Source organism: Devriesea agamarum (assembly GCF_900070355.1).
Lineage (GTDB): Bacteria > Actinomycetota > Actinomycetes > Actinomycetales > Dermabacteraceae > Devriesea > Devriesea agamarum.
Map to the genome: position 1 here is coordinate 1,110,806 of NZ_LN849456.1, position 21,996 is coordinate 1,132,801.

Annotated in this window: 21 protein-coding genes; 15 read left to right on the forward strand and 6 right to left on the reverse strand. The window is 57.9% G+C overall.

The features are described 5' to 3' along the window. Window positions 1-89: 89 nt before the first annotated feature. Window positions 90-1,634, reverse strand: coding sequence for an MFS transporter (locus BN1724_RS04930; RefSeq protein ID WP_172797076.1), 1,545 nt, complete (start codon window positions 1,632-1,634; stop codon window positions 90-92). 294 nt (window positions 1,635-1,928) lie between these two features. Between BN1724_RS04930 and BN1724_RS04935 the strand changes: the two genes are divergently transcribed. The 3 genes from BN1724_RS04935 to BN1724_RS04945 all read left to right on the forward strand — a co-directional run bounded on the left by BN1724_RS04935 (window position 1,929) and on the right by BN1724_RS04945 (window position 3,964). Then, window positions 1,929-2,600 carry a DedA family protein gene (locus BN1724_RS04935; protein ID WP_058234471.1) on the forward strand — a complete coding sequence of 224 codons (672 nt, stop codon included), beginning with the start codon at window positions 1,929-1,931 and terminating at the stop codon, window positions 2,598-2,600. A 96-nt stretch (window positions 2,601-2,696) separates the two neighbouring features. Continuing rightward, on the forward strand, window positions 2,697-3,359 hold the full coding sequence (locus BN1724_RS04940; protein WP_058234472.1) for a ClpP family protease: 663 nt from the start codon (window positions 2,697-2,699) through the stop codon (window positions 3,357-3,359). Continuing rightward, window positions 3,356-3,964 carry a ClpP family protease gene (locus BN1724_RS04945; RefSeq protein WP_058234473.1) on the forward strand — a complete coding sequence of 203 codons (609 nt, stop codon included), beginning with the start codon at window positions 3,356-3,358 and terminating at the stop codon, window positions 3,962-3,964. Before BN1724_RS04940 ends, BN1724_RS04945 begins: the two co-directional genes overlap by 4 nt. A 5-nt stretch (window positions 3,965-3,969) precedes the next feature. Here BN1724_RS04945 and BN1724_RS12535 read toward each other — a convergent pair whose 3' ends face one another. Next, the gene (locus BN1724_RS12535; protein WP_084252766.1) at window positions 3,970-4,392 is read right to left on the reverse strand and encodes a helix-turn-helix domain-containing protein; all 423 of its coding nucleotides are present in this window, start codon (window positions 4,390-4,392) and stop codon (window positions 3,970-3,972) included. 260 nt (window positions 4,393-4,652) lie between these two features. Between BN1724_RS12535 and BN1724_RS04955 the strand changes: the two genes are divergently transcribed. The 6 genes from BN1724_RS04955 (at window position 4,653) to def (ending at window position 12,026) form a co-directional block, all read left to right on the forward strand. Beyond that, a complete protein-coding gene (locus tag BN1724_RS04955; protein WP_084253104.1) occupies window positions 4,653-5,465 on the forward strand; it encodes an HAD family hydrolase in 813 nt (270 codons plus the stop codon). Continuing rightward, window positions 5,462-8,014 carry a glycoside hydrolase family 65 protein gene (locus tag BN1724_RS04960; RefSeq protein ID WP_058234474.1) on the forward strand — a complete coding sequence of 851 codons (2,553 nt, stop codon included), beginning with the start codon at window positions 5,462-5,464 and terminating at the stop codon, window positions 8,012-8,014. Before BN1724_RS04955 ends, BN1724_RS04960 begins: the two co-directional genes overlap by 4 nt. Before the next feature lie 160 nt (window positions 8,015-8,174). Beyond that, entirely contained in the window at window positions 8,175-9,488 is a 1,314-nt protein-coding gene (locus BN1724_RS04965) for a YihY/virulence factor BrkB family protein (RefSeq protein ID WP_084252767.1), read from the forward strand. After that, a complete protein-coding gene (locus BN1724_RS04970; protein ID WP_172797077.1) occupies window positions 9,481-10,446 on the forward strand; it encodes an alpha/beta fold hydrolase in 966 nt (321 codons plus the stop codon). Before BN1724_RS04965 ends, BN1724_RS04970 begins: the two co-directional genes overlap by 8 nt. After that, the gene (locus BN1724_RS04975; protein WP_058234476.1) at window positions 10,443-11,285 is read left to right on the forward strand and encodes a sulfite exporter TauE/SafE family protein; all 843 of its coding nucleotides are present in this window, start codon (window positions 10,443-10,445) and stop codon (window positions 11,283-11,285) included. The genes BN1724_RS04970 and BN1724_RS04975 overlap by 4 nt, the downstream gene beginning before the upstream one ends. A gap of 174 nt (window positions 11,286-11,459) precedes the next feature. Continuing rightward, window positions 11,460-12,026, forward strand: a complete 567-nt coding sequence (gene def, locus BN1724_RS04980) for a peptide deformylase (RefSeq protein ID WP_058234477.1) — start codon at window positions 11,460-11,462, stop codon at window positions 12,024-12,026. A gap of 140 nt (window positions 12,027-12,166) precedes the next feature. On the opposite strand, the gene BN1724_RS12865 is transcribed toward def, so the two are convergent. Together BN1724_RS12865 and BN1724_RS04985 are read right to left on the reverse strand one after the other, a co-directional pair. Further along, window positions 12,167-12,343, reverse strand: a complete 177-nt coding sequence (locus BN1724_RS12865; protein ID WP_157085766.1) for a hypothetical protein — start codon at window positions 12,341-12,343, stop codon at window positions 12,167-12,169. An 853-nt stretch (window positions 12,344-13,196) separates the two neighbouring features. After that, entirely contained in the window at window positions 13,197-13,679 is a 483-nt protein-coding gene (locus tag BN1724_RS04985; protein WP_058234478.1) for a hypothetical protein, read from the reverse strand. A 1,771-nt stretch (window positions 13,680-15,450) separates the two neighbouring features. On the opposite strand from BN1724_RS04985, the gene BN1724_RS04990 reads away from it, so the two are divergent. The 4 genes from BN1724_RS04990 (at window position 15,451) to BN1724_RS05005 (ending at window position 18,256) form a co-directional block, all read left to right on the forward strand. Beyond that, window positions 15,451-15,903: a Rieske (2Fe-2S) protein gene (locus BN1724_RS04990; protein ID WP_084252769.1), complete on the forward strand. Its 453-nt coding sequence runs from the start codon at window positions 15,451-15,453 to the stop codon at window positions 15,901-15,903. Beyond that, the gene (trmB, locus tag BN1724_RS04995; RefSeq protein ID WP_231928159.1) at window positions 15,896-16,699 is read left to right on the forward strand and encodes a tRNA (guanosine(46)-N7)-methyltransferase TrmB; all 804 of its coding nucleotides are present in this window, start codon (window positions 15,896-15,898) and stop codon (window positions 16,697-16,699) included. The genes BN1724_RS04990 and trmB overlap by 8 nt, the downstream gene beginning before the upstream one ends. Before the next feature lie 39 nt (window positions 16,700-16,738). Further along, the gene (locus tag BN1724_RS05000; protein WP_058234480.1) at window positions 16,739-17,773 is read left to right on the forward strand and encodes an LCP family protein; all 1,035 of its coding nucleotides are present in this window, start codon (window positions 16,739-16,741) and stop codon (window positions 17,771-17,773) included. Between the two features lie 129 nt (window positions 17,774-17,902). Next, window positions 17,903-18,256: a DUF4235 domain-containing protein gene (locus BN1724_RS05005; RefSeq protein ID WP_058234481.1), complete on the forward strand. Its 354-nt coding sequence runs from the start codon at window positions 17,903-17,905 to the stop codon at window positions 18,254-18,256. 77 nt (window positions 18,257-18,333) lie between these two features. Here the strand turns inward: BN1724_RS05005 and phoU are convergent, their stop codons facing one another. After that, window positions 18,334-19,011, reverse strand: coding sequence for a phosphate signaling complex protein PhoU (phoU, locus tag BN1724_RS05010; RefSeq protein ID WP_058234482.1), 678 nt, complete (start codon window positions 19,009-19,011; stop codon window positions 18,334-18,336). Between the two features lie 177 nt (window positions 19,012-19,188). Between phoU and BN1724_RS05015 the strand changes: the two genes are divergently transcribed. Both BN1724_RS05015 and BN1724_RS05020 read left to right on the forward strand, forming a co-directional pair. Further along, window positions 19,189-20,418 (forward strand): sensor histidine kinase, encoded by a 1,230-nt coding sequence (locus BN1724_RS05015; RefSeq protein ID WP_331709449.1) that lies wholly within the window; start codon window positions 19,189-19,191, stop codon window positions 20,416-20,418. After that, window positions 20,415-21,122: a response regulator transcription factor gene (locus BN1724_RS05020; RefSeq protein WP_058234483.1), complete on the forward strand. Its 708-nt coding sequence runs from the start codon at window positions 20,415-20,417 to the stop codon at window positions 21,120-21,122. Before BN1724_RS05015 ends, BN1724_RS05020 begins: the two co-directional genes overlap by 4 nt. Window positions 21,123-21,240: 118 nt before the next feature. Here the strand turns inward: BN1724_RS05020 and BN1724_RS05025 are convergent, their stop codons facing one another. Further along, window positions 21,241-21,801: a hypothetical protein gene (locus tag BN1724_RS05025; protein ID WP_058234484.1), complete on the reverse strand. Its 561-nt coding sequence runs from the start codon at window positions 21,799-21,801 to the stop codon at window positions 21,241-21,243. Window positions 21,802-21,996 lie beyond the last annotated feature (195 nt).

Genomic DNA, 21,996 nt, shown 5'->3' on the forward strand with positions numbered 1-21,996 from the left:
GTTCTCAGGAGCGCGGAGGGACCATGAAATCGCTGGTGCTAAATCACACTGCGGCGACAACCGTGGGCTCGCAAGGTTACGGAGTCGTTCTACTCCCGTTCGTCTCGTCGTCGAAATGGTCCAGCCTTCGGCGACGGGGTGACCTTCGGGATCACTTTCCACAGCCACACGCAACCACCCAGACACAAAATACCTGTGGCAAACGCAGAAAACGTAATGGTCAGCACGGCGGTCACACCACTAACTAAGGCAGGTCCTGCCAGCCGCCCTACCCCGAGAATCGTATTCCACCGCGCAAGGTGCATGGTGCGATGTCGCTCAGGCGAAACATCCACGCCGAGCGTCATCAAAACTCCCGCGCCGAAACCGTTACCAAAGGCAATTAACACCGCGGAGACCATGAGCGCGATAAATGCACCATGGTCAGACGAATGCCCTGGCCCCCAAGCGAGAATAGCCATCAGAATGTAGCCAGCCCCCATAAAAGCCAAACAGGGAACCACCACCGCTGTGCGCCCGTACCTGTCCATAAGCTTGCCCGCCGGTATAAACATGAGAATTTCTAGCGCGGCAGCGACCCCAAAAATTAAAGAGATGGCGGAAGGGAATAGCCCTAATGAAGCCCCAAGCAAAGGGAGAATGACCGGTCGGTTTTGTCGCCCCATGACCAGGGGTGTAATTCCGACACCGACAAGAAACATTGTATGTAAGGCGGGTTTTCCGGGCGCATGGGGAGAACTATCACTGAGTTCCGAACGATTAGCCGACAAACGCCCCGGATTATTTTTCGCACCTGGAGCCGACAGCACAGCCGAAGGATTATCTTGTTCACAAGCAAGTTCCTTAGACTGTGGCGCAGGTAAAGCAGCTTCAGGCTGCGCCGTAGTTTCCGCCTGCGTTTTTGCTAATCGCGCAGCAGCCCGTTCCCCACCGGGCACCATGCAGAAAGCAACCATCACCGTCGCAATTCCCATGGCCACAATATCTAATGCAAATATCCATGTCAGGTGGCCTGCATGCAGCACTAACGCGCCTAAGAGCGGGCCGATAATCTGCCCTATGCGCATCATGCCGCCGAACATCGACATCCCCTGAGCTCGCAGTTCAGCGGGCAACGCGGTACCGAGATAGGCTTGGCGGCCGAGCATCCAGACCTGTCCCCCGGCGCCCACCACAATCAGCACTGCAATAAATCCCAGCCGGCTCTTTATATCCGCGTTATTTGGATCAGCTCCCGAGACCAAAATCCATCCGAAAATGTTGGCCGCAATAATGAAAAGACCCGCGAGCACTAAACTGCGTCGTTCCCCAAATGCCGTCATAGCGCGACCGACCGGAATCGGCCCGAGAATGCAGATAATCCCTGCGATCAAACCGAGCGCAGCAGCCTCCGGGATTGAGAATCCAAGTTGGAGTGCCATCAATGGAATCACCGGGGTAATGGCTGTCATCCCCACCGAATCAATTAATGCGGGAATATAGACCGGCAATGCAAGGGAACCGAGAACCCTGCGCGCTTCAGCTTTTCCGGCCGTGGCACTCGGTACAGAGGAGTCACCGCGAGCGGAGGAATGGTGACGTCGTAGCACTGTGCCACCGTAACACCAGCGACGAATCCGATTCTTAAAACTCATCGTTATTGAGATGATGGCTGGCATTAGCGGCGCAGCGGCGCATGACGGTAACGCGTTGTACGGACTGTCCAGCGCGACTGTGCCCCCGCAGCAACCCGCAGCTTGGCCCCACCGTTTGAGGCGCGCTTCTTCTCAGGGACTATCCAGCCCGAGCGAGTTTCATGGGCAAGTTAGGAAGCGTTCATATCTCTGACCATGCCTCTCTCTGACCATGCCTCTAGTGGCCTGGCGCGTATTTGGCTTGGCATCTCTTTGACCTAGTCCGTCTTGACCTGGACCCTTGGAAGGAACAGCGTGAATTTACTTCACCTCCTCACTGACACTGGCCCCATCCTGTCCTCTCTCGGTGTGATCGGGCTGGTCGCCTTCGTGTTCGCGGAGTCAGGTCTTTTGATTGGATTTTTCCTGCCAGGCGATTCACTCCTGTTCATGGCTGGGATGATGACCACCTTTGAGCATCCGTTCGCGCCGCTGTGGCTGGTGTGCGTGGCGGCCCCCATCGCGGCGATCCTCGGGGACCAAGTCGGATACCAGATTGGGCGGAGTACAGGTCCGATGATTTTGCGTCGCCGCAGTGTGAAGTGGATGGGCCCAGGGGCAGTAGACCGTGCGGAAAAATTCTTCGCGACGTATGGCAATCGGACGGTCGTACTGGCTCGTTTTGTCCCGGTGGTGAGAACGCTGACGCCTGTGATCGCGGGGATCAGCCGCATGAATCGCCGCTCTTTCACCCTGTACAACATTGTCGGCGGTTTGCTGTGGGGCGTAGGGGTTGTGCTGCTGGGGTATTTCCTGGGAGGCGTCACCATTATCCGAGAACACATCGATCTGATCGCCGTTCTGATCGTGGTTGTCTCCGTGCTCCCCATCGTTCGACACGTTGTGAAAGTGCGCCGCGAGGCAAAGCGCGAAGCTGCCAAGGGTGATGTCGTGCTCGCTTCACACGCACCGGCTGACAAGCTGTAGGCGCGCTCTCGCTGCCTGGTTGCCGTGCTGCTAGGAGCAGATCCGCCGTAGGCAGCATTCGCATCGGAGCTGTCGCGGTCGGCGTTCTATGGATATATGACCAACGACGAACAACCGGCAGCGGCAACCCAGAGCCCCTTTGGCGCCCAGCTCAGTTCCCTCCTTTTCCACCGGCGCATCCTTCTGCTAGACCGAGAGCTTGATGAAAGCAACGGCGCCCAACTGTCAACCTCGCTCATACTGCTCGCAGCGGATGATCCTCGCACCGAGATCACGCTGCTGATCAATTCCCCGGGCGGTCAGGTACCGGCAATGCTCGGCATTGGCGACCTCATGTCGCTGATTCCCTGTGACGTGCGCACCGTCGCCCTCGGAATGGCTGCCAGCGCCGGTCAATATCTTCTGAGTGCGGGCACCAAAGGTAAACGCTATGCACTGCCGCATTCGCGGATTCTCATGCACCAGGGCTCAGCTGGTTTCGGAGGAACCGCTGTCGATATCGAAATTCAAGCTGAGGATTTGCGTCAGGGACGCGACACGATGATCGCGTTAACCGCCGCCGCAACCGGTCAACCCATTGCGAAGATCGCTCACGATTCGGAGCGAGACCGCTGGTGGGACGCCGAGGCGGCCCGGGACTACGGCTTTATCGACCACGTGGTGGCGTCTTTGGATGAGATTCTCCCCGGCGGTTTTTCTCATCCCACTGGCATGACCTCCCTCGGCCCAGCCTCAATCCATTCGGAGGATCAGCGATGAACAGTAGCTACACCATTCCCAGTGTCACCGAGCGACTGCCCTCGGGTTCCGAACGGGTGTCCGACGTGTTTTCGCGTTTGCTCAGTGATCGCATCGTGTACCTCGGTACCGGCATCGATGATGGGGTTGCCAATACAGTGATCGCTCAGTTACTGCACCTAGAAAATGCGTCTCCTGACAGCGTCATTGACATTATTTTGAATTCGGAAGGTGGTCATGCGGGTGCGGTACTCGCAATCGTGGACACCATGCGATACGTGAGATGTCCGGTGGCGGTCACCTGCGTGGGCCAAGCAGTTGCGGCCTCAGCATTGGTTCTTGCTGCCGGTGCGCGCGGGCGACGAGCTCTGCTGCCGCATGCCCAGGTGGTTCTTTCTCCGGTGTCGGCGCAGAGTCGCGGAGCCATCCCCGATCTGATTTTGCAGGCTGAAGAGGTTGAACGCATTCGGCACGACACTGAGTCCTTGCTCGCTGCATGTTCGGGCCGAACCTTACATGAGGTGCGAGCCGAGATTCAGCGTGACCGGGTGCTGACGGCGCAAGGTGCCGTCGAGTACGGTCTTGCCGATAGCGTGCTAGCGCCCAGGGATACCTGGTCGGGCTGATCGGGCTATGCCGCCATGAGCATGACGCCAGGTGATACCTGCCTGCTACTTTGCGCGAGTGTGTGGACACCGGATGATGTTTGAGGGTGTTCAGATGCCCTCGTCTCGTGAACGATCTGTTCCACGAGAGACAACACGGAGTATCCCAGCGCTCCGGCTACGGCTTCTATCAGCTCCGATGACGGGTCCTTCAGGCCTCGTTCGAGTTCGGAGAGATATTGGGGGCTCACGCCCGCATCCTCAGCGACGTCGATTAAGCGACGCCCTTGGCGACGGCGTTGCGCCCTCAGGGTGTGGCCTAGATGTTCTCTCCATAGCGTGGCGGGCCTCAGCTCAATGATTTTCTCGCTGTGGCGCGGGGTGTGGTCGGTATTTCCCGACCGGCGCTCACCGGGGTGCAGAAGCCTCGGAAAATTATGGGCATCCATGAATGGAGGCTACTGCTCCCCCGGTGCCAGCTCAGGTATCTCTGCTCTCAGCAGAACGACGCCCCCATAGCCTGGCGATGCCTCGGATCAAGAATCCAGGACACTGGCACAGCTCAGCTCCATAGCCGGACGTCTCCACTGATGTTTCGACCCGTTTTCAGCAACACCCATGCAGGTCTAGGTTTCTCAACGGTTCGGCTACTAGGCTCGTGATCGTGGATAACCCAACTCAGCATCCAGCGTCTTCGCATTCGGCCAGCATTCCTGCTGTCTCTGCGGGGTTTGATCCCGCAACCTTCAAGGCAGCCCTGTTCGATCTCGACGGGGTTCTCACGCCCACGGCTGAGGTGCACATGCGGGCATGGGCTGCCATGTTCTCGGCCGAATTGGCTAAGCGCAATAACTCTCGCGGGTACACGGATCAGGACTATTTTGACTATGTCGATGGCAAGCCACGCTATGACGGGGTTCGCGCGTTCCTAGCCTCGCGGGGCATCACGCTGCCTGAGGGGGACCCCTCCGATGCTCCTGACCAAGAAACAGTGTGTGGTCTCGGAAATCGAAAGAACGACCTGGTCCACCATCTCTTGCGCACCGAGGGCGTGCAGCCGTATCCCGGTTCGGTTGCATACCTGGATTTCCTGGGCGAAAACTATCCGGTTGCGGTGGTCTCATCGTCTCGCAATGCGCGAGACGTGCTGGAATCGGCCGGCCTCATCGACCGTTTTGAGATCATCGTGGATGGAACGCTCGCCCACGGCGAAGGGCTCCCTGGCAAACCAGCACCGGATACGTACCTATACGCAGCGAAACTGTTGGGTATCGCTCCCGAATACGCGGTGGTGTATGAGGATGCGGTCTCCGGTGTCCGCGCCGGAGCAGCGGGATCGTTTGGGGCCGTCGTGGGGGTCAATCGCGGGGTCGGTGCTGATTCACTGCTGGCCCAGGGCGCGAGCATTGTCGTCGATGATCTCGGCGATTTAGTTCCAGGAGCTGGTTCTGCTGGCGATGTGCATTCTGGGAACCACTTCGGGCCTGCCACCCATTCATCCTCATCGGAGGCCCAGTCATGAGGCGTATTACCACGGCCGATCCCATTGATCGCACCCACCTGCCCATCGATGAGTGGGGGCTGGCTGAATCTCGCCACGATGGTGGGGACCTCGGGGTTTTGGAGACGCTGTTTGCGCTAGGTAACGGTTACCTGGGGATGCGGGGAAACCCTGAAGAGGGCCGGGATAGCGCCGAACACGGCACCTATATCAATGGTTTGCACGAAACCTGGCCTATTAAGCACGCTGAAGAAGCCTACGGTTTTGCGCGCACCGGGCAGACGATCATTAATGCTCCCGATGCGAAGCTGATGAAAATCTATGTTGATGACGAGCCGCTGCTGCTGCAATTGGCTGATCTTCCTTCGTACAGGCGCAGCATCGACTTTCGCGAGGGGATCCTGCGTCGGGAGTTGATTTGGCGCACCCCCGCCGGCAAACGACTTAAAGTCACCAGTTCACGCATGGTCTCATTCACTGACCGTCATCTGACTCTGATGGAGTTAGAGATCGAACTGCTGCAAGGTGATGCCCCGATTGTGGTGTCGTCCCAGATCATCAACCGGCAGGACATCCGCGACGAATTCGCTGACCGCAATTCCCCCGGCGCCGGGTTTGATCCGCGCAAGGCCTCGAAATTTACCGGACGGGTTTTGCAGCCGCTTGCTGACTGGCACTCACAATCTCGCATGCTCCTGGGCTATCGCGCATCCCATTCGGGCATGACCCTGGCTGTTGGGGCCGACCACACGATTGAAACCGAGTGTGAATACCAGGAGCTGATTGATACCCAGCCCGATCAGGGGCGCAAAGTATTTCGTATTAAGGGCAGGGAAGGGGTGCCGATCCGCATCACTAAAGCGGTTGCTTATCACGCCTCCCGCGGGATTCCTCATCGCGAGTTATTTGATCGGTGCCGGCGCACCTTGGACCGGGTACGCGAAGAGGGCTTTGCACCATTCCATCAATCGCAGCGGGACTATCTCGCAGCGTTTTGGGACCGCTCGGATGTGCAGATCACGGGCCGTCCGGCGGAGCAGCAGGCGACCCGGTGGTGCCTGTTCCAACTAGCACAGGCCACGGCACGAGCCGACACTCAGGGCATCCCAGCCAAGGGCCTCACCGGCTCCGGGTACGAAGGGCATTATTTCTGGGACACCGATATTTACGTGGTCCCATTCCTGATTTTTACGTCGCCGGAATGGGCGCGCAACGCTCTGCGTTTCCGGGTGGGTTTACTGGATGCCGCCCGTGAGCGGGCACATGAGCTGGCTCAACGGGGCGCTTTATTCCCATGGCGCACTATTAATGGCGAAGAGGCATCCGCGTACTATGCGGCGGGAACTGCGCAGTACCACATTGATGCCGATATCGCGTTCGCGTTCGCAAAGTACCGCGATCTAACGGGAGACACCGAGTTCATTCACCGGGATTGCGCGGCGGTGCTGGTAGAGACCGCGCGTCTATGGGCGGACATGGGATTTTGGCGCTATAACGCCGGTAAAACATTCCATATTCACGGGGTGACAGGGCCCGACGAATACACGACGGTGGTCAATAACAACCTATTTACCAATGTCATGGCCCGACATAATCTTCGCCGGGCTGCCGCGCTCATGCGCGACCTCAAAGAGAACGAACCGGATACGTATGCGAAGGTTGCACACGATCTGAGCTTGCATGACGGTGAAATTGACGAGTGGGAAGACTGTGCGGATGGCATGGTGATTCCCTTCGACGAAACCTTCGGCATCCACCCGCAGGACGAGCATTTCTTGGACCGGGAAGTGTGGGATCTGGCTCGAACTCCGGACGATAAGCTACCGCTTTTGCTGCACTATCACCCGCTGGTGATTTACCGGTTCCAGGTGCTGAAGCAGGCAGATGTTGTGCTCGCACTGTTCTTGCGCAGCGAAGAGTTCACCGCTGAAGAAAAGCGCGCGGACTTTGAATACTACGACCCGATTACCACCGGCGATTCGACGCTGTCTGCGGTTGTGCAGTCGATTATTGCCGCGGAGGTGGGATACCGAAATCTCGCCAAACAGTATTTCCTATCGGGTCTGTATGTCGATCTTGCCGATTTGCACCGCAATACATCAGACGGGGTGCACATCGCCTCTGCGGGCGGGGTGTGGAACTGTTTGGTTTACGGGTTTGGCGGTATGCGCGATATTGATGGGGACCTGACGTTTGATCCTCGCCTGCCCGATGACTGGCCTGAACTGATTTTCCCGTTGACGGTGCGCGGATCTCGGATCCGGGTGACCGTGCGCCAGCACGAGTTCCGTGCGGTGCTCGAATCCGGTGATCCGCTAGAGATTTCCGTGCGGGGCGAGCGCGTACTGGTCACATCTGACGGGGTGCAGGTTGCCCTCGACGGCCAAGGCCCTGATCTGGGTGAGCTGAACGAGGATGTGCCGAGCGTCGGCGATCATCGCGCTGACGGCAGTCTGGTCACGTCCGATGTGCCTGACCCCGAATCCCCCTGGTCCTATACGGGCGAGTTTCCTATCCTCGACGAAAGCTGTCATTGCACCCACGAGGAGAATGACGACACCGATTATTGAGCGCACGGAGCTTGAACGCCAAGTGCGCTGAACGTTGCGCCGCGAGTACTGAGGGTCTGGAGTCCGTGAGCGCGGCAAGCTCGGTCAGATCGTTGACGAAGGCTGCTTACAAGGGCTGGGTTCTCACGCTGTGACCAGCGCATCGTGCGAGAATACGGAGGTGTCTTCACGTCGGCCCTGCCCGCAGGTCGTTCTGCTGCAACCCCGGTTGTCGATCTTTCAGGTGATCGGTCGCAGTGTGCGACGGCTTATCGACATCCAGGTGTGGGATGTGGCCGGGACCATGACGTTTTATTTCTTGCTGTCGCTGTTCCCGCTGGGCGTGGCCTTGGTGTCCACCGTCAGTGTGATCGGATTTGAAGACGAAATTGTGCGCACGATTGTGGGGCTGGCACGCGATATTTTCCCGACGCTGCACACCGACCCCTTAGTTGAGGGGATGTTGGCACTGTCGAGAAAAGGCGGCGGGGTGCCGGGCCTGGTGATCGGTACGATCGCCGCATTTATTTCGGCATCCAATGGTCTGGCCGCGTTCCACCGGGCGATGCACAGGGTCTACGACACCCGGGAAGGCCGGCCTTTTATCTGGTTCCGGGTCGTGGTGTTTGTTGAGACTGTTCTACTGATTGCAAGTACCGCCACCATGACCGCGCTGCTCGCCCTGAGCAGCCAGGTTGCTCGTCGCCTGGGTGAAGCGGTGGGGATTCCACGGACAGCTTTTGACGTGTGGGATATTGCGAAGTGGCCAGTGCTTCTGGTGATGCTGATTCTTGCGGTGTCGCTGGCCTACCACTGGTTCCCGAATGTGCGGATGCCGCGCTACCGGGTGATGAGTGTTGGTTCCATTGCGGCGGTGCTGGTGCTTTTCCTCGGCGCTTTAGTGTTCGGCCGTGCGCTGACGATGATGTCTGCTTTCAGCACGGTGCTCCCCACTTTGAATGTGACGATTGTGCTTTTGGTCATGGTGTGGGTTGCGAATATTGTTCTAGTGGCGGGCGCGGCTTTTGACGCTGAAATTTTACGAGCCCGGCAGCTTGCCCTTGGCCTGCCCGCTTGGCACTATATTCAGCTTCCGCCTCGACACTCCTATAGTTTGCGCCGTCTAGCCCGCGATGCACGTCATGCTGAGGAGCTGTCCCGGGTGGTGCATGATGCCGCGGCCAGCGGTATGCCGGCTACTTTCCGGAGCACATATGCCCTGGTCGAGGCTCGAAGCAAACTGGCGGTCAATCCGTCACCGGCGGTTCGTGCCCGCCTCGATGATGCCCGTGCACATGGCCGAAATCTGGAAGAGGAGATCATTCCCCCCGATTCAGTTGAGCTTCCGTCACCGCAACCTAGCACCATGCATCATGAACGCTTGGCCCATTTCCTGTCTCACTACGGGGTCCGTATCGGGCATGAACCGGCTCCCACAGACACCCCGGATTCTGCCGCCCGAGGTCAGCGGGATGTCCATGATGCCGATGACTGATCTCTTGTCCCATCCCACGACGTCTTTGCATCCTCTGTCCGATGGCCGCGTCCTGGAATGGACCGCGGTGGGTTCACCGCACGGCCTTCCCGTCGTGTACTGGCATGGGTGTCCCGGCAGCGCACTCGAGGTTCTTGTCTTCGCTGATGCAGCGCAGCGTCATGGACTACACATGATCTGTCTGTCGAGGCCCGGCTTCGGCCTTTCCTCTCCGATTCCAGGCCTCACAACCTCTCCTTTTACCCGGGCCGTCCCGGATGCGTTGGAGTTATTGGACCGGCTTGGGATGCGGCGCGCCGCCATGGTCGGATATTCCGGGGGCGCCCCCTATGCGCTGGCATGCGCTGCGCTCGCACCTGAACGGGTAGCGGGGTTAGCGTTAATCGCACCGGCAGAACGCGTACAGGTTCCGATGCGCCAGGCACCTCGAGGGCTTTCGCGGTTCGCATTGCGCATGCTGGCTAGGTTGAGCGCGGCCCCGGGCGCGGGCCTTGTCATGTCTATACGGTCCCACCTGCGCCAACGGAGTGTTCCGCTACCGATGCGCCGGGTATTGATTGCATCGCTGCGTCACGGCTGTGCACAGGGCGGCGCTGCCCTGCTGCGGGAGCTGGACTGGATCGACCGTGACGAGTGGGGCGTTCATGTGAACGAGGTTGCTGTGCCTTCTATTCGCTTGTGGCAGGGCGAACGGGATCAGACGGTTGACCCGCGCGCCACCTGTTGGCTTCATGACGCCTTGCCGCACAGTCAGCTCTCCCTTGATCTAGCCTCTGACCACATCACCATTGTGTCGCGTCATCTCGACGAGATCGCCAGCTATCTCGCCTCGCTGGAGCCGTCAAAGTCACAAGATCAACCACCTGATCGAATGCCGAGGCCTGCGCCCCGGCAGCCAGATACGTATCCGCAACCACAGTCGCAACCGACCGCACATCACCGACGGAGGACCCCATGATCGAAACGCTGTGGCCATATCTGGCGGCCGCCTTGGCGGGTGTGGGAGCAGGTGTGGTCAATGCCGTGGTCGGTTCCGGAACTCTCATCACATTTCCGGTGTTGCTGATGCTCGGGGTGCCTCCGGTGTCAGCAAATATGACCAGTTCGCTAGGGCTGCTCGCAGGAAATATTTCGGCTATACCGGGGTATCGCAGCGCGATTTCACAGTCTCGCCAACTCCTCCCCCTGCTCGCCCCCGCCTCTCTGATTGGAGGTGCCGTAGGCGCGGTCGCGCTCCTATTCCTTCCCTCATCGGTCTTCGACGCAATCGTGCCGATCCTGGTGATTGCAGCCCTGGTACTGGTCGCGCTCGGACCTCAGATTCAAAGGGCAATCCGGAAGCGAGTCGAGCGCCGCACTGGTCAACCAGGCCCCACCGGCCACACAAACTGCACCAGCCACACAGACGCTACGCCTGGTACCACGACCTCAATCGTGCTGGTCCCTGCGGCTGTGCTCGCCATACTGGTTGGGCTCACCGGTGTCTACGGCGGTTATTTTGGGGCGGCACAGGGTGTGTTGCTGCTCGGGCTACTCGGTATTGCCACTGCGGTGCCGCTCAGCACCGTCAACGGGCTCAAAGTCGTGCTGGTGATGCTAGTCAACCTGGTGTGCGCCTTGGTCTTTGTCCTGACGGCGAGCGACCGCATCGACTGGTGGTTCACACTAGCAATCGCCTGCGGCGCGATCATCGGTGGTGTCCTTGGGGCCCAGATCGGCCGGAATCTACCCAGCTCCGTGCTGCGAGCCGTGGTGATTGTTGTCGGTGTCATCGCGCTCGTAGTGCTCCTGACCTAGATCCGCGATTACCGCCATGCACCACCTACAACCAGCAAGCGACCGCTGTGTACCGTGTGATAAGCATTTACTGTTCAACCGCCTCAAACAATCGCGTCTCCGTGTGGCCGCTACGCTCGCGCTAAAAGCCACTACCAACCGCGCCCTACTCCCATCACCGACGAAAGGTTCCCGATGACCGTTCGCCCGATCACGATGATCGGCCACAAGGCCCTGCACCAGCGGACCAAAAAGATCCGCGAGATCACCCCAGAGCTGCGGACCCTCGTCGAGGACATGATCGAGACCAATGCGGCAGCCCAAGGCGCCGGACTTGCAGCCACCCAGGTGGGATCGCGGTGGCGACTGTTTGTGTACGCGTGCACCGACGGCAACGGCGTTCTCCAAGAAGGATATGTGCTCAACCCGGTACTGGAAAAAGGCCCGACCGTGCCGCTCGAGGAGGACATGTGGGAGGGCTGCCTCTCGGTCCCTGGGGAAGGATTCCCCACCGCACGCTCGGAATGGGCCCGCGTCACCGGAATCGACTTGGAGGGGCAACCGGTAACGGTGGAAGACACCGGCGGGGTGCTGGCCCGCTGTCTTCAGCATGAAGTCGATCATCTGGATGGCAAGCTATACCTAGACCGGTTGACTTCTGATTACCGTCGCCAAGCTCATGACGCGATCCGTCATCGCGGGTGGCGCGAGCGCGGCATTCTGTCCTGGGACCCTACCGCTACCGACGCCGAGAAAGTCTAAAACCTGCGGTTGTGCGCGTTTAAGACGGCGAGGAAATAGCAGCGGACCCCTGTGTTTCATGTCAATACCTCCGGCGTGGCTATGACGTTACCTTTTTGGGAATCTCCTCTGGTTGCGGTTGTCTCAGGCGTGGGTTACAGCTAGTTTCGTGTTGGGTACTTCTTGGCCTGACCCAGGACCTCTAGCCCGCTGGTCACGGCAAGAATCTGCCGGACGAGGGTGGCGGGCTTGGGTCGTTTGAACTTCGCGTTCATGGCGATCTTCGGCCGAGCCGGTACCTTCTCGCGGGCGATGACGCGCTGGTGCGGGGTCTGCACCTTGTCGTGTCACTTGGCGCAATATCGCTATGCCGCTATGCCGCTATGCCGCTATGCCGCTATGCCGAGGTTCTCAGCTGAGGCAACGTATCGAGTTACGCAGAGGGTTGCTGCACGTCAACGTAGGGCCTTGCCACGAAACTATCTTTCGAGTACGCTCACCACAAAGCGTGGTTGATATCACACCCACCCCGACCTAGAGTCCGATGTAAGCCCGACGTTAGGGCTTGCCAAAAATATAGTTTCTTTCAACGGGATACTAAGTATCTCTGGGTCGATTTGTTCAACTAAAAGGAAAACATCATGCTAAAGAAATTTCTTACGACAGGGATTATGACATTGGCTTTAACGTCCACATCTTTATCCCCAGCACTCGCATCTGGTACCGCAGTTAACAATGAAAGTAATTTTTCATATTCGTCCGAAGTGCTTCATCACGCTGAGACGGCTAGCAATTTCGCATCCTATCCTGCAGGAAGAGAAAAGAAATTTTCGCCGAGGGCCTCTTTTCAAGTCACCTCTGTCCAACCAAATACAAGGATGCCCCAGGTTCTTGTGTCTTGCAGGAATCCTGGGGGTACGTGCACTTTGTCGAAGACCGTGACCCAGGCAGCGACGATTAGTGGCGGCGGAGGTATTAGTTTTAGTGTATTAAATGCAAATCTTGGAGGCGGATTCTCCGCGTCGGTTGAATTGGGCGTCTCATGCGAATCACCCAAACTGGGTTATGGACAGGTTTTTAACGCTTACCCGATGGGAACATTTGTCATTTTCAAATATAATGGGCAGAGTGGAACTGCTTTCTTGCCCACCGGTGTTGCATGTCAGGTAGATGCAGGATGACCTAATGCACTCATCCATGCCGGGATGTGCTGGCACTAATGGCCCAAATGGCCTGCGTTGGCGCATCCTCGACTGTAATGAGGAGTCGAATCCCTTTTAACTCTAACGAGTCGGTGAGTTTTTGGGGCTCCCCATGCTCTGTGCAGATGATCGTAAATTTCTCTTTGTTGTCTAGGCGTACATCAGCCTTTCCTCGGGCATGTGTACATGAGCCAAAAATGCTGACTCCATCTCGTTGTAAAGGGAGTTCAATCTGCACGCTTCGTTCTTGCCCGCCTTTGCCGGCAGCGCTGCCGTAGACCGTGTGACCGTCATGCTCTAGCGATTTTTTTAATTCTCGCTGCGCTGAGACGAGCCGATTAGCATCAGATTCATGAGTATCAACTTCAGTCGTGCAGCCAGTAAAGCTGAGCGTACTCACAGCAATCACGATTGCACTCATCTTTATTTTCTTAAACAACCTCAAGGTTGAAGCATTTGGCATCTTACGCACCCTTTAGCCTTTCCTTGGAAGTGAACCGAGTGTGGCGACTCGAGATTTCTGTAAGCTTCGTCCACCCTCCAATAAATGTAACACAAGTCATGACTCCCGAGGTGCTGCTTGCCTGAAATTCTACCTGGATCAGCAGAGGTGGATCAGGGATTAATTTGAAATAGTTTCCCCTTGCTCGGATACATGTTCCTCGCGGCACCCGTGCCCAGATATAAAGATACGTAACTGCGACCGAAGTGGGAGGTGGCTGGGATCGAATCGGCGACATCTAAAGTCAGATAAATGTTACTCACCCCAAAATTAGCATACATGGCGCAGCGACAGCTGCCATGTCAATGTCGTCATCAACAGGATGCTTGCGTTATTCAGGCATAGGATTACTTGATCAATATATTTGACCTAAACACAGGAGATCTGTTTCAGGGGTAGCTAGAGACGGTAGAGTGGGATTGATTAAGAATATTTCATCAGTAAAGCACGGTCTAGCCCGGGAACGGATCGGCGCGAACAGCAACCGAATGCAATTCAGTGGGCGAACCATTTATTAATCATTTCTTCGCCGGCGCAGCGACTTACCTTAAAAGCCGAGAGATCTTTGTTATCGCCCCCACTCAGAGGCCACAGTTAGTGCAGCGTGTCGCATCGGTGACGATAACCAATTCGAGCAACAAAACCCGGGCCCCGAATATATATTCGGCGATCGGACACATCGCCGTGCCTCCAGACGCATATATAAAATATATATCTAAATCTTCATTTTCAACTGTCGGGAATAACACGATAGCACAAAGTGTGATTCCTGATCATGGATACCTGTTCACGCTCAATCACCGAGGTCATTAGTTCCGGGATTTTGGGCATCTTTGTTATCCCTTTTGTTTCCACTCATATGTAGTGGACGTACATAGGACGCTTTTCCGATGCCTGGCCAGTTCCTACAATAAGCGATTGATTTCAAAATTAATACTTTGGGGCTCACTGATCACAGTCGCGACCATCAGCGTCAAGATCCATACTGCAACGAGACCTCAAAGTTATTTCCTTGGACTGCGTCTCTCGCGGCGGTCATGCGCAACTCTCGAACGGCCACATCACCAATGCATCATGAAGACCAGGACGGAAAAACTATGCTCGCGAAGTGGCGAGACCCCAATTATCGGTATAGTCCCGCGGGATGACAGTTTGAGTCGCTGTAGGGGACAGTTAATCCTAATTCTTCGTGAACTTCACACACTCACCTTTAACGCTTTCATCGGCTTACTAGTGCGCTCCTACGGAGGTGTCCGCACAATCGGACGGGTTGAAGTTTTAACGGCCTGGGGCCTTCTTTTGCAGCAGCACCCGGCGGGTGGAGGGAATGATTGAACGCGCTGAGACCGACCAAGTCGATTTCGACGAACCCGCGCACCATCTCGTCCCAGTCAGCCAAGATCCTTAACGAGATCTACGATGTCAGCCGCAATCCGGATTTAGCCCGCAAGTGGCCTTGCGGTATCAGGTCAGCCCTCTCGCCAGCGAGTCTGCCTCTAGTACTTCTTTCTACTTCTTCGCACGATTAACGCGCGCGTCCGCGGTCGCTACTCGTCACGGCTTTGTGCCGGTTCATCGTCAAACCCATCTCGCAACCAGCGTCCGAACCAGCGTCCGAGCAGCAACTCCACACCGCCTTGTGAAGTTTCTCGGCAGAGGCAACGTATTGACCACACGGAAGTTTTTCAAGAGCCAACACGGGTCATGCACACCGACCTCAGATCCCGCCTATCCTTGAGGAATGGACGAACAGAACGTTTTCTCAACCGCTGATGACTCCTGTCCTCGTCGCCGCAGCGTTTTACGAGCGCTCGGCGTTGGCACCGTTGGGGTTAGTGGCCTCGGCGCTCTTGCCGCCTGCGGTCCCGACGACCAAGGATTTCCTCAGGCGAAAGCAGTGGCGACTGACGGCGGGATTCCCCTGTCGGAAATCCCCGAGAATTCAACTGTGATCGCTGACTTCGGTTCTGCGTTCGTCGCAATTATCCGAGGTCAAGGGCAAGATATCCGGGGAATGAGCGGGTACTGCACCCACCAGGGCTGCAAGCTGGCGCTGGACGATCAGCAGCTGCAATGCCCCTGCCACGGTTCCCGGTTCGACGAAAACACCGGCGCCCCCCTCGGCGGGCCCGCGAAAGAACCCTTAGCGAAGATCCCGCTTCAGATCCGCGATGGAAAGGTTTTCCGTGCCTGAACTTAAACAGTGCACGGGGTCGGACGAGACACGCCGGGAGGTGGTGTCATTTGTGCGTCGCGGCAGCAGGTTGTCACCCTCTCGACAAAAGGCGTGGGATGACCTCGCCGATAGCTACGTTCTCACGGTTCCGCGCGGCCATCGGGACACCCTGCCCGAGCCAGGCTTTCGGTTCGACCTTTCTCAAATTTTTGGCCGCACAGCGCCGCTCATCGTCGAAATCGGCAGCGGACTCGGTGACAACATTGCACTGGCCGCCTCTAAAAATCCTGACCGCGACCACCTTGCGTTCGAGGTATATCGCCCAGGAATAGCGCAGACGCTCAGCCGGATCGAGCGCGAGGGTAGCCCCCGGAATATCCGCATGGTGGAACTGGACGCCCAGCATTCCGTACGATCCCTGCTTCCAGCGCACAGCGTGAGCGAGTTCTGGGTGTTTTTCCCCGACCCGTGGCACAAAACTCGGCATCATAAGCGCAGGATTATTCAGGCATCGTTCCTCAATGATGTCGCTGAGCTCCTTAAGCCGGGTGGCGTGCTGCGATTAGCCACCGACTGGGCTGACTACGCAGCACATATGCGCTCAGCTCTCGACCGACATCCTCACTTTGAGCCCGTTGACCCGACCGGACCAGCCCCAAGCCCCATTCCCGAGGATGCTCCTGAGGATTTCCCACACGTGGGATGGTCACCGCGGTTTACCGAACGCACTTTGACGAGTTTTGAACGCAAGGCGATCACCGCGGGCCGCTTAGTATGGGATCTGACATACCGTTGTGCCCCTCGCACACCGTGACCGCCCTTTTTCGTTCCACGCGCTTCCAGAGGTGACGCAATGCCCAGCAATGACACCCCCCTCCCCGAGACGCCGGAATCTGCCCCACCCCGCGGACGGCGTCGCCGTCGCCGGGGCCTACGCATCGCAATCTGGACGATCTGCTCACTGCTCGTGGTTGCCGGCATCGCAGCGGGCATTTACGTCATCGGATTTTCGCGCTCTTTAAGTGAGATAAAGCGGGTGGACATTGCCGGCCAGAGTCAGTCTGATCGCCCCGCTAAGGATGCAGGTAAAGGCACCAACTTTTTAATCCTCGGATCGGACCGGCGCGACCCAGAAGAGGCTAAGGCCTCGCATGTGACCGGTCAGCGCTCGGACACGATCATGCTCGTTCACGTCAGCGCCGATAAAAAGAGCGCCTACGTTATCTCTTTCCCCCGTGACCTGTGGATCGATATTCCAGGCCGTAACAAAGAACGCATTAACGCGGCGCTCGCTTTTGGTGGGGTTCCGCTGGCAGTGCAGACCGTTGAGAATTATGCTGGGGTCCCCATCGATCACGTCGCCATGATCGATTTCAACGGGGTCAAGGGCCTGGTCGATAAGCTCGGTGGGGTGGATGTGAACTCCTCAAAGGCGTTCACCATCAACGGAGATTCATTCCACCAGGGCATCAACCATCTCAACGGTGAACAGGCATTGAGTTTCGTGCGCGCCCGCAAGCAGTTTGCCGAAGGCGACTTCCAGCGCAATACGAATCAGCGTGAGTTACTTAAAGCGGTCCTGAACAAGGTGATTTCCGCTGACACGCTCACGGACCCGATGAAGATTCAGGGTGTCGTCGCAACCATCGCTCCGTATCTGACCGTGGATTCCGACCTTACCAACACCGCCATGGTGCAGCTGGGATATTCTCTGCGAGATCTTCGCACCAGCAATATCTACTATTTATCCGCCCCCCACGGGGAACCCTTTATGACCAGCGGTGGCGCCAGTGTGGTTGCCGAAAATCCGGCCGCAATGGATCAGCTACGCAAGGCTCTCAAGGACGACGACATGGCAGCCTACTATTCGTCTACCACGAAACAATAACTAATCATGCCAAACAATAACTGCTAATGCCATTTAATAACTTCCCATGCCATTCAATGGCTTCCCAATACTAGGCGCCACCTACACAAAGCCAGCCGCTAACCGCTCCATTAATCAGGGAGGAATAAGATGCCCAACCCCGCTGTGAAGCTCGCCATGACCGGAGCCGCTGCCGGTGCATCGCTGCTCGCTAAAAAAGCTCTGCACACTGGCTGGGGCGCCGCGTTTGGCGAAGACGCGCCCACCGCTAAAACCCAGAAGCAGGCCAAGAAAGACACCAAAGCTCTGCGCAAGCAGGCTAAGAAAAACGGCGCCTCCAAGGAAGATATAGCTGCCATCCGCAATCCAGCCGACCAAGTCCCGGTATGGAAAACACTGCTGTGGACAGCTCTGTCAGGCATCGCTATTCAGGGTGTGCGCCACCTCGCGCGACGCGGTACCCAACGCGTGCTCTCCCGTCGGCCTCGCGCTAATCGCGGCTGATACCTGGCGGCACATTATTGTCGTTCCGACTGGAAGGTATCAGCCGCGCAGCGAGTAGCGCCGTCGTTGACCTGAGGTTAAAAAGGTGTGACGTCGATGGCGCTGGCATGCGGGTCCAGCGACACACCGGTCACTAGGAACCCGACTCGACGTACCAATGACACCGCGTGGTCGCCTAGGCGCTCATAAAAGCGCGCGACCAGCGTCATATCCACCGCGTGAGTCACGCCCGAGGTGTACTCCTTGGCGTAGGTGGCGCGAAAGACCTCCTGCTGTAGCGCATCAATCTCCTGGTCGTTCTTCTCGACCTTCGCAGCCAGCGCAAGATTGCGCGTTTCAATCACCGTCGCCGCATCCAAAATTGCAGCGATCGTGAGGTCAGCCATCCGACGGAAGGTCTCCTCCGCCCCCTCGGGCAACGCCTTTTCGGGGTATCGACGGCGCGCAGTGAGTGCGATGTGCTCCCCCAGGTCACCCATCCTCTCCAGGGTTGAACTCATCCGCAGGGCCGCCACCACAGACCGTAAATCCGTAGCCACGGGTTGCTGCCGAGCCAACATGTCGATAGCTCGTTCATCAATGGCCACCTGCATTTCGTCGATCGCATGATCTGCCGCGATGACCCGCTCGGCCCGTTCCAAATCCGCCGCGAAAAGCGCTTCGGAGGCATCCTTCACCTGATCCGACACGCGACGGCACATCTGGACGAGGTTCTCACGCATGTCAGACAGCTCAGACTGGAAAACCTGGCGCATAGAACTATGTCTCTTTCTGCTGTACCACAAGATGGACCGGAAAGGGCCGGCCCGGCGGCGATCATCCCAAGACTTGGTGAACTTCGGAAGGATGCCGTATGAACTCCTGCTGACCATACCAGCGCATTTGGTCTCAGTGGTCCTCACCATCCCAGGTGAGGACCTAGGCTCTTACCTGTGCTGCCTACGGTTTATCTGATCCTGGCCCTGCTCGCGGGCCTCGTCGTCGGCGCGGTCTCCGTGGCATCGTTTGTGTGGTCCGAGCATCGTCGCCGTCCTCAAGAGTCCGAGCATCTTCCCGCGGTTCCGGAGCCAGCGGCGGAAGTCCTCCAGGTCCTGCGCAGTGCCTATGTGGTGCTCGATGCGTCCGGTGACGTGGTGCGGGCTTCTCCGCTGTCGTACTCATACGGGTTGGTGCGGGCGCGCAGCGGTGAGTATCCGCGGCTGGCAACCCCTGAGCTGATGACCCTTGTCTCTCAAGTGGGTCGCGACGGCGGTTTTCGCGATCAGCGGATGCACCTGCGCCGTTCTAACCATGAAGATGGCGAAGCCGTGATGGACGTCCGGGTGGGAGCCCTGGGGGCAGACCAGGTGCTCATGCTTGCCGACGATGTCACGCGCGCGGTCCGGGTGGAAAAAACCCGTCGTGACTTCGTTGCCAATGTGTCGCACGAGCTGAAAACACCGGTGGGGGCGCTCACCCTGCTGGCAGAGACAATGGAAGATGCCGCAGAGGACCCACAGGCTGTTCGCCGGTTCGCGGAACGGATGCAAACGGAATCTCGGCGTCTATCAAAACTCGTCCAGGAAATCATTGAGCTGTCCCGGGTCCAGGGTGCGTCGGCACTTCCGGACGCGTCACCGGTAGAGATCGATGAGGTGGTCGACGCTGCGGTAGGGGCCAACCGCACAATAGCTAGTGCCTCCGATATCGAGATGACGGTTGGTGGCACCCCGGGGCTATGCGGTTTCGGATCCCACGACATGCTTGTGACGGCGCTGTCGAATCTCGTGTCCAATGCCGTCGCGTATTCCCCGCCGCATACCCACATCGGGGTCTCGACGCGGTCCGTTTCCGGAATGATCGAGATCGTCGTGAAAGACGAAGGCATCGGTATTTCCCCGGAGAATTTGAACCGAGTCTTTGAGCGTTTCTTCCGCGTAGATAAAGCTCGTTCCCGACAAACCGGTGGCACGGGCCTCGGTTTGGCTATCGTCAAGCACATTGCCTCCGATCACGGTGGCGAAGTCGTAGCGTGGAGCCAAGAAGGTAACGGTTCCACATTTACGTTGAGGCTTCCGGAAATGGGGCAGACCGATAGCATGTCCCCGACAAGCAGTTCCGAGACTTCTGCCCACCTAGATTCCCCCGAAAATCCCCCGGCATCTGGAAGAGTAAGAGCATGACGCGCATCTTGATCGTCGAAGACGAGGAATCGTTTTCGGACCCGCTGTCCTACACCTTGCGTAAGGAAGGGTTTGACGTGGCGGTCGCCGATAACGGCACTGATGGTCTGCGCATGTTTTCCGCTCACGGAGCGGACCTGGTGCTGCTCGATTTAATGCTGCCGGGAATGAGCGGAACCGATGTTTGTCGGGAGATCCGACGCCTGTCCAGCACACCGGTCATTATGCTCACGGCAAAGGATGATGAAATCGATAAGGTGCTCGGGCTTGAACTCGGAGCCGACGACTATGTCACCAAACCGTATTCGTCGCGGGAACTTCTCGCGCGTATTAAAGCCGTTTTGCGGCGGGCACAGGACACTGGTGGGCATCCAGATGAACCAGAGCTCACCGTCGGCGATATCTCTATGGATGTTGAACGCCATGTGGTGACTGTGCGGGGGCAGGCCGTTGCGCTGCCGCTCAAAGAGTTTGAGCTGCTAGAAATTCTGCTGCGCAATGCGGACCGGGTCCTCACCCGAGGACAGTTAATTGACCGGGTGTGGGGGTCGAACTATGTTGGCGACACCAAAACGCTCGACGTGCACGTTAAACGTCTGCGCGCAAAGATCGAACACAATCCAAAACACCCGGTCTACTTGGTGACCGTACGGGGCCTGGGCTACAAATTCGAGTCGCCCCGTCCCGCAACAGAAGTCCGCTGAGGACTCTCGGGATTCTCGTCCGGCATCCGAGTTGACGCAGTCTTCCGTAAGCCTGAACCGACCGACCGTTGACGCTTTACAACGTCCGAGAGCGGCACGAGTTGAAGCGATCAGCCTTTTACGGGGTGGGCGCTGTGGTCGGTGCCGTAGTCGGCGCTATGGTCGGCGCCACAGACGGTGTCGCCGATGGTGACGGCGAGGGCTCTAGATCCTTGAAGTAGGCCAGCGACCCGTCCATCACCGGCATGCTGAGGCTCTGCTCCACATCGTTGGCTTTGACGACCAGCTTCATCATGGCTCCGGGCGCGGCCGGAGTTTCGGTGAGGCTCACCACTTCACCGTCTTTTCCGCCAATCTTCACCAGTTGGCCTGGAGCCACCTGCACGCTACTGGTAAACGCCACAGAACCGTCAACTTTGCCCTGCAGCGTCACCGAGGTTGGCTGCTGCCCCTTGTTATATACAGCACCGATGAGCGCACCGGGCTTGCCCTGGTCAGAGGTCAGAACCAGCATGTTTCGCACATCCACGGTCCCCACGGTGGCATTGCTGCCTTCAGCCTGCTGATAAACCGCTTCGGTCTGGACTGGATTCAGATAACCGCAGGCACTGGTGGCGGCAACGGCCACGCCCAGCGACGCGACGGCCATGAGACGACGGATACGGGGGGCGGCGTTCACGTTCTCTCCGTTTCGGCGTGTAACCAGCCGGATCGCATCAGACGCACGACCGCGGGCGGTTATGAGGGGTTCAGGATGCGACCAGCATAACCGAGCAGACCCGGCAAGCGCCCTGGAATCACTAAAACCAAGCTGATGCGCACGAGCGAGGTACTCACGCGCACGCTGGCGGTGTCCATTTATCGAAGCGGCGAA

Excerpts from the sequence above, each read along its gene's own strand:
- BN1724_RS04975 (WP_058234476.1), top strand. The coding sequence starts at position 10,443 with ATGATCGAAACGCTGTGGCCATATCTGGCGGCCGCCTTGGCGGGTGTG.
- def (WP_058234477.1), top strand. The coding sequence starts at position 11,460 with ATGACCGTTCGCCCGATCACGATGATCGGCCACAAGGCCCTGCACCAG.
- BN1724_RS04970 (WP_172797077.1), top strand. The coding sequence starts at position 9,481 with ATGACTGATCTCTTGTCCCATCCCACGACGTCTTTGCATCCTCTGTCC.
- BN1724_RS04960 (WP_058234474.1), top strand. The coding sequence starts at position 5,462 with ATGAGGCGTATTACCACGGCCGATCCCATTGATCGCACCCACCTGCCC.
- BN1724_RS05020 (WP_058234483.1), top strand. The coding sequence starts at position 20,415 with ATGACGCGCATCTTGATCGTCGAAGACGAGGAATCGTTTTCGGACCCG.
- BN1724_RS12535 (WP_084252766.1), bottom strand. The coding sequence starts at position 4,392 with ATGGATGCCCATAATTTTCCGAGGCTTCTGCACCCCGGTGAGCGCCGG.
- BN1724_RS05005 (WP_058234481.1), top strand. The coding sequence starts at position 17,903 with ATGCCCAACCCCGCTGTGAAGCTCGCCATGACCGGAGCCGCTGCCGGT.
- BN1724_RS04940 (WP_058234472.1), top strand. The coding sequence starts at position 2,697 with ATGACCAACGACGAACAACCGGCAGCGGCAACCCAGAGCCCCTTTGGC.
- BN1724_RS05000 (WP_058234480.1), top strand. The coding sequence starts at position 16,739 with ATGCCCAGCAATGACACCCCCCTCCCCGAGACGCCGGAATCTGCCCCA.
- BN1724_RS04945 (WP_058234473.1), top strand. The coding sequence starts at position 3,356 with ATGAACAGTAGCTACACCATTCCCAGTGTCACCGAGCGACTGCCCTCG.
- BN1724_RS04990 (WP_084252769.1), top strand. The coding sequence starts at position 15,451 with ATGGACGAACAGAACGTTTTCTCAACCGCTGATGACTCCTGTCCTCGT.
- phoU (WP_058234482.1), bottom strand. The coding sequence starts at position 19,011 with ATGCGCCAGGTTTTCCAGTCTGAGCTGTCTGACATGCGTGAGAACCTC.
- BN1724_RS04930 (WP_172797076.1), bottom strand. The coding sequence starts at position 1,634 with ATGAGTTTTAAGAATCGGATTCGTCGCTGGTGTTACGGTGGCACAGTG.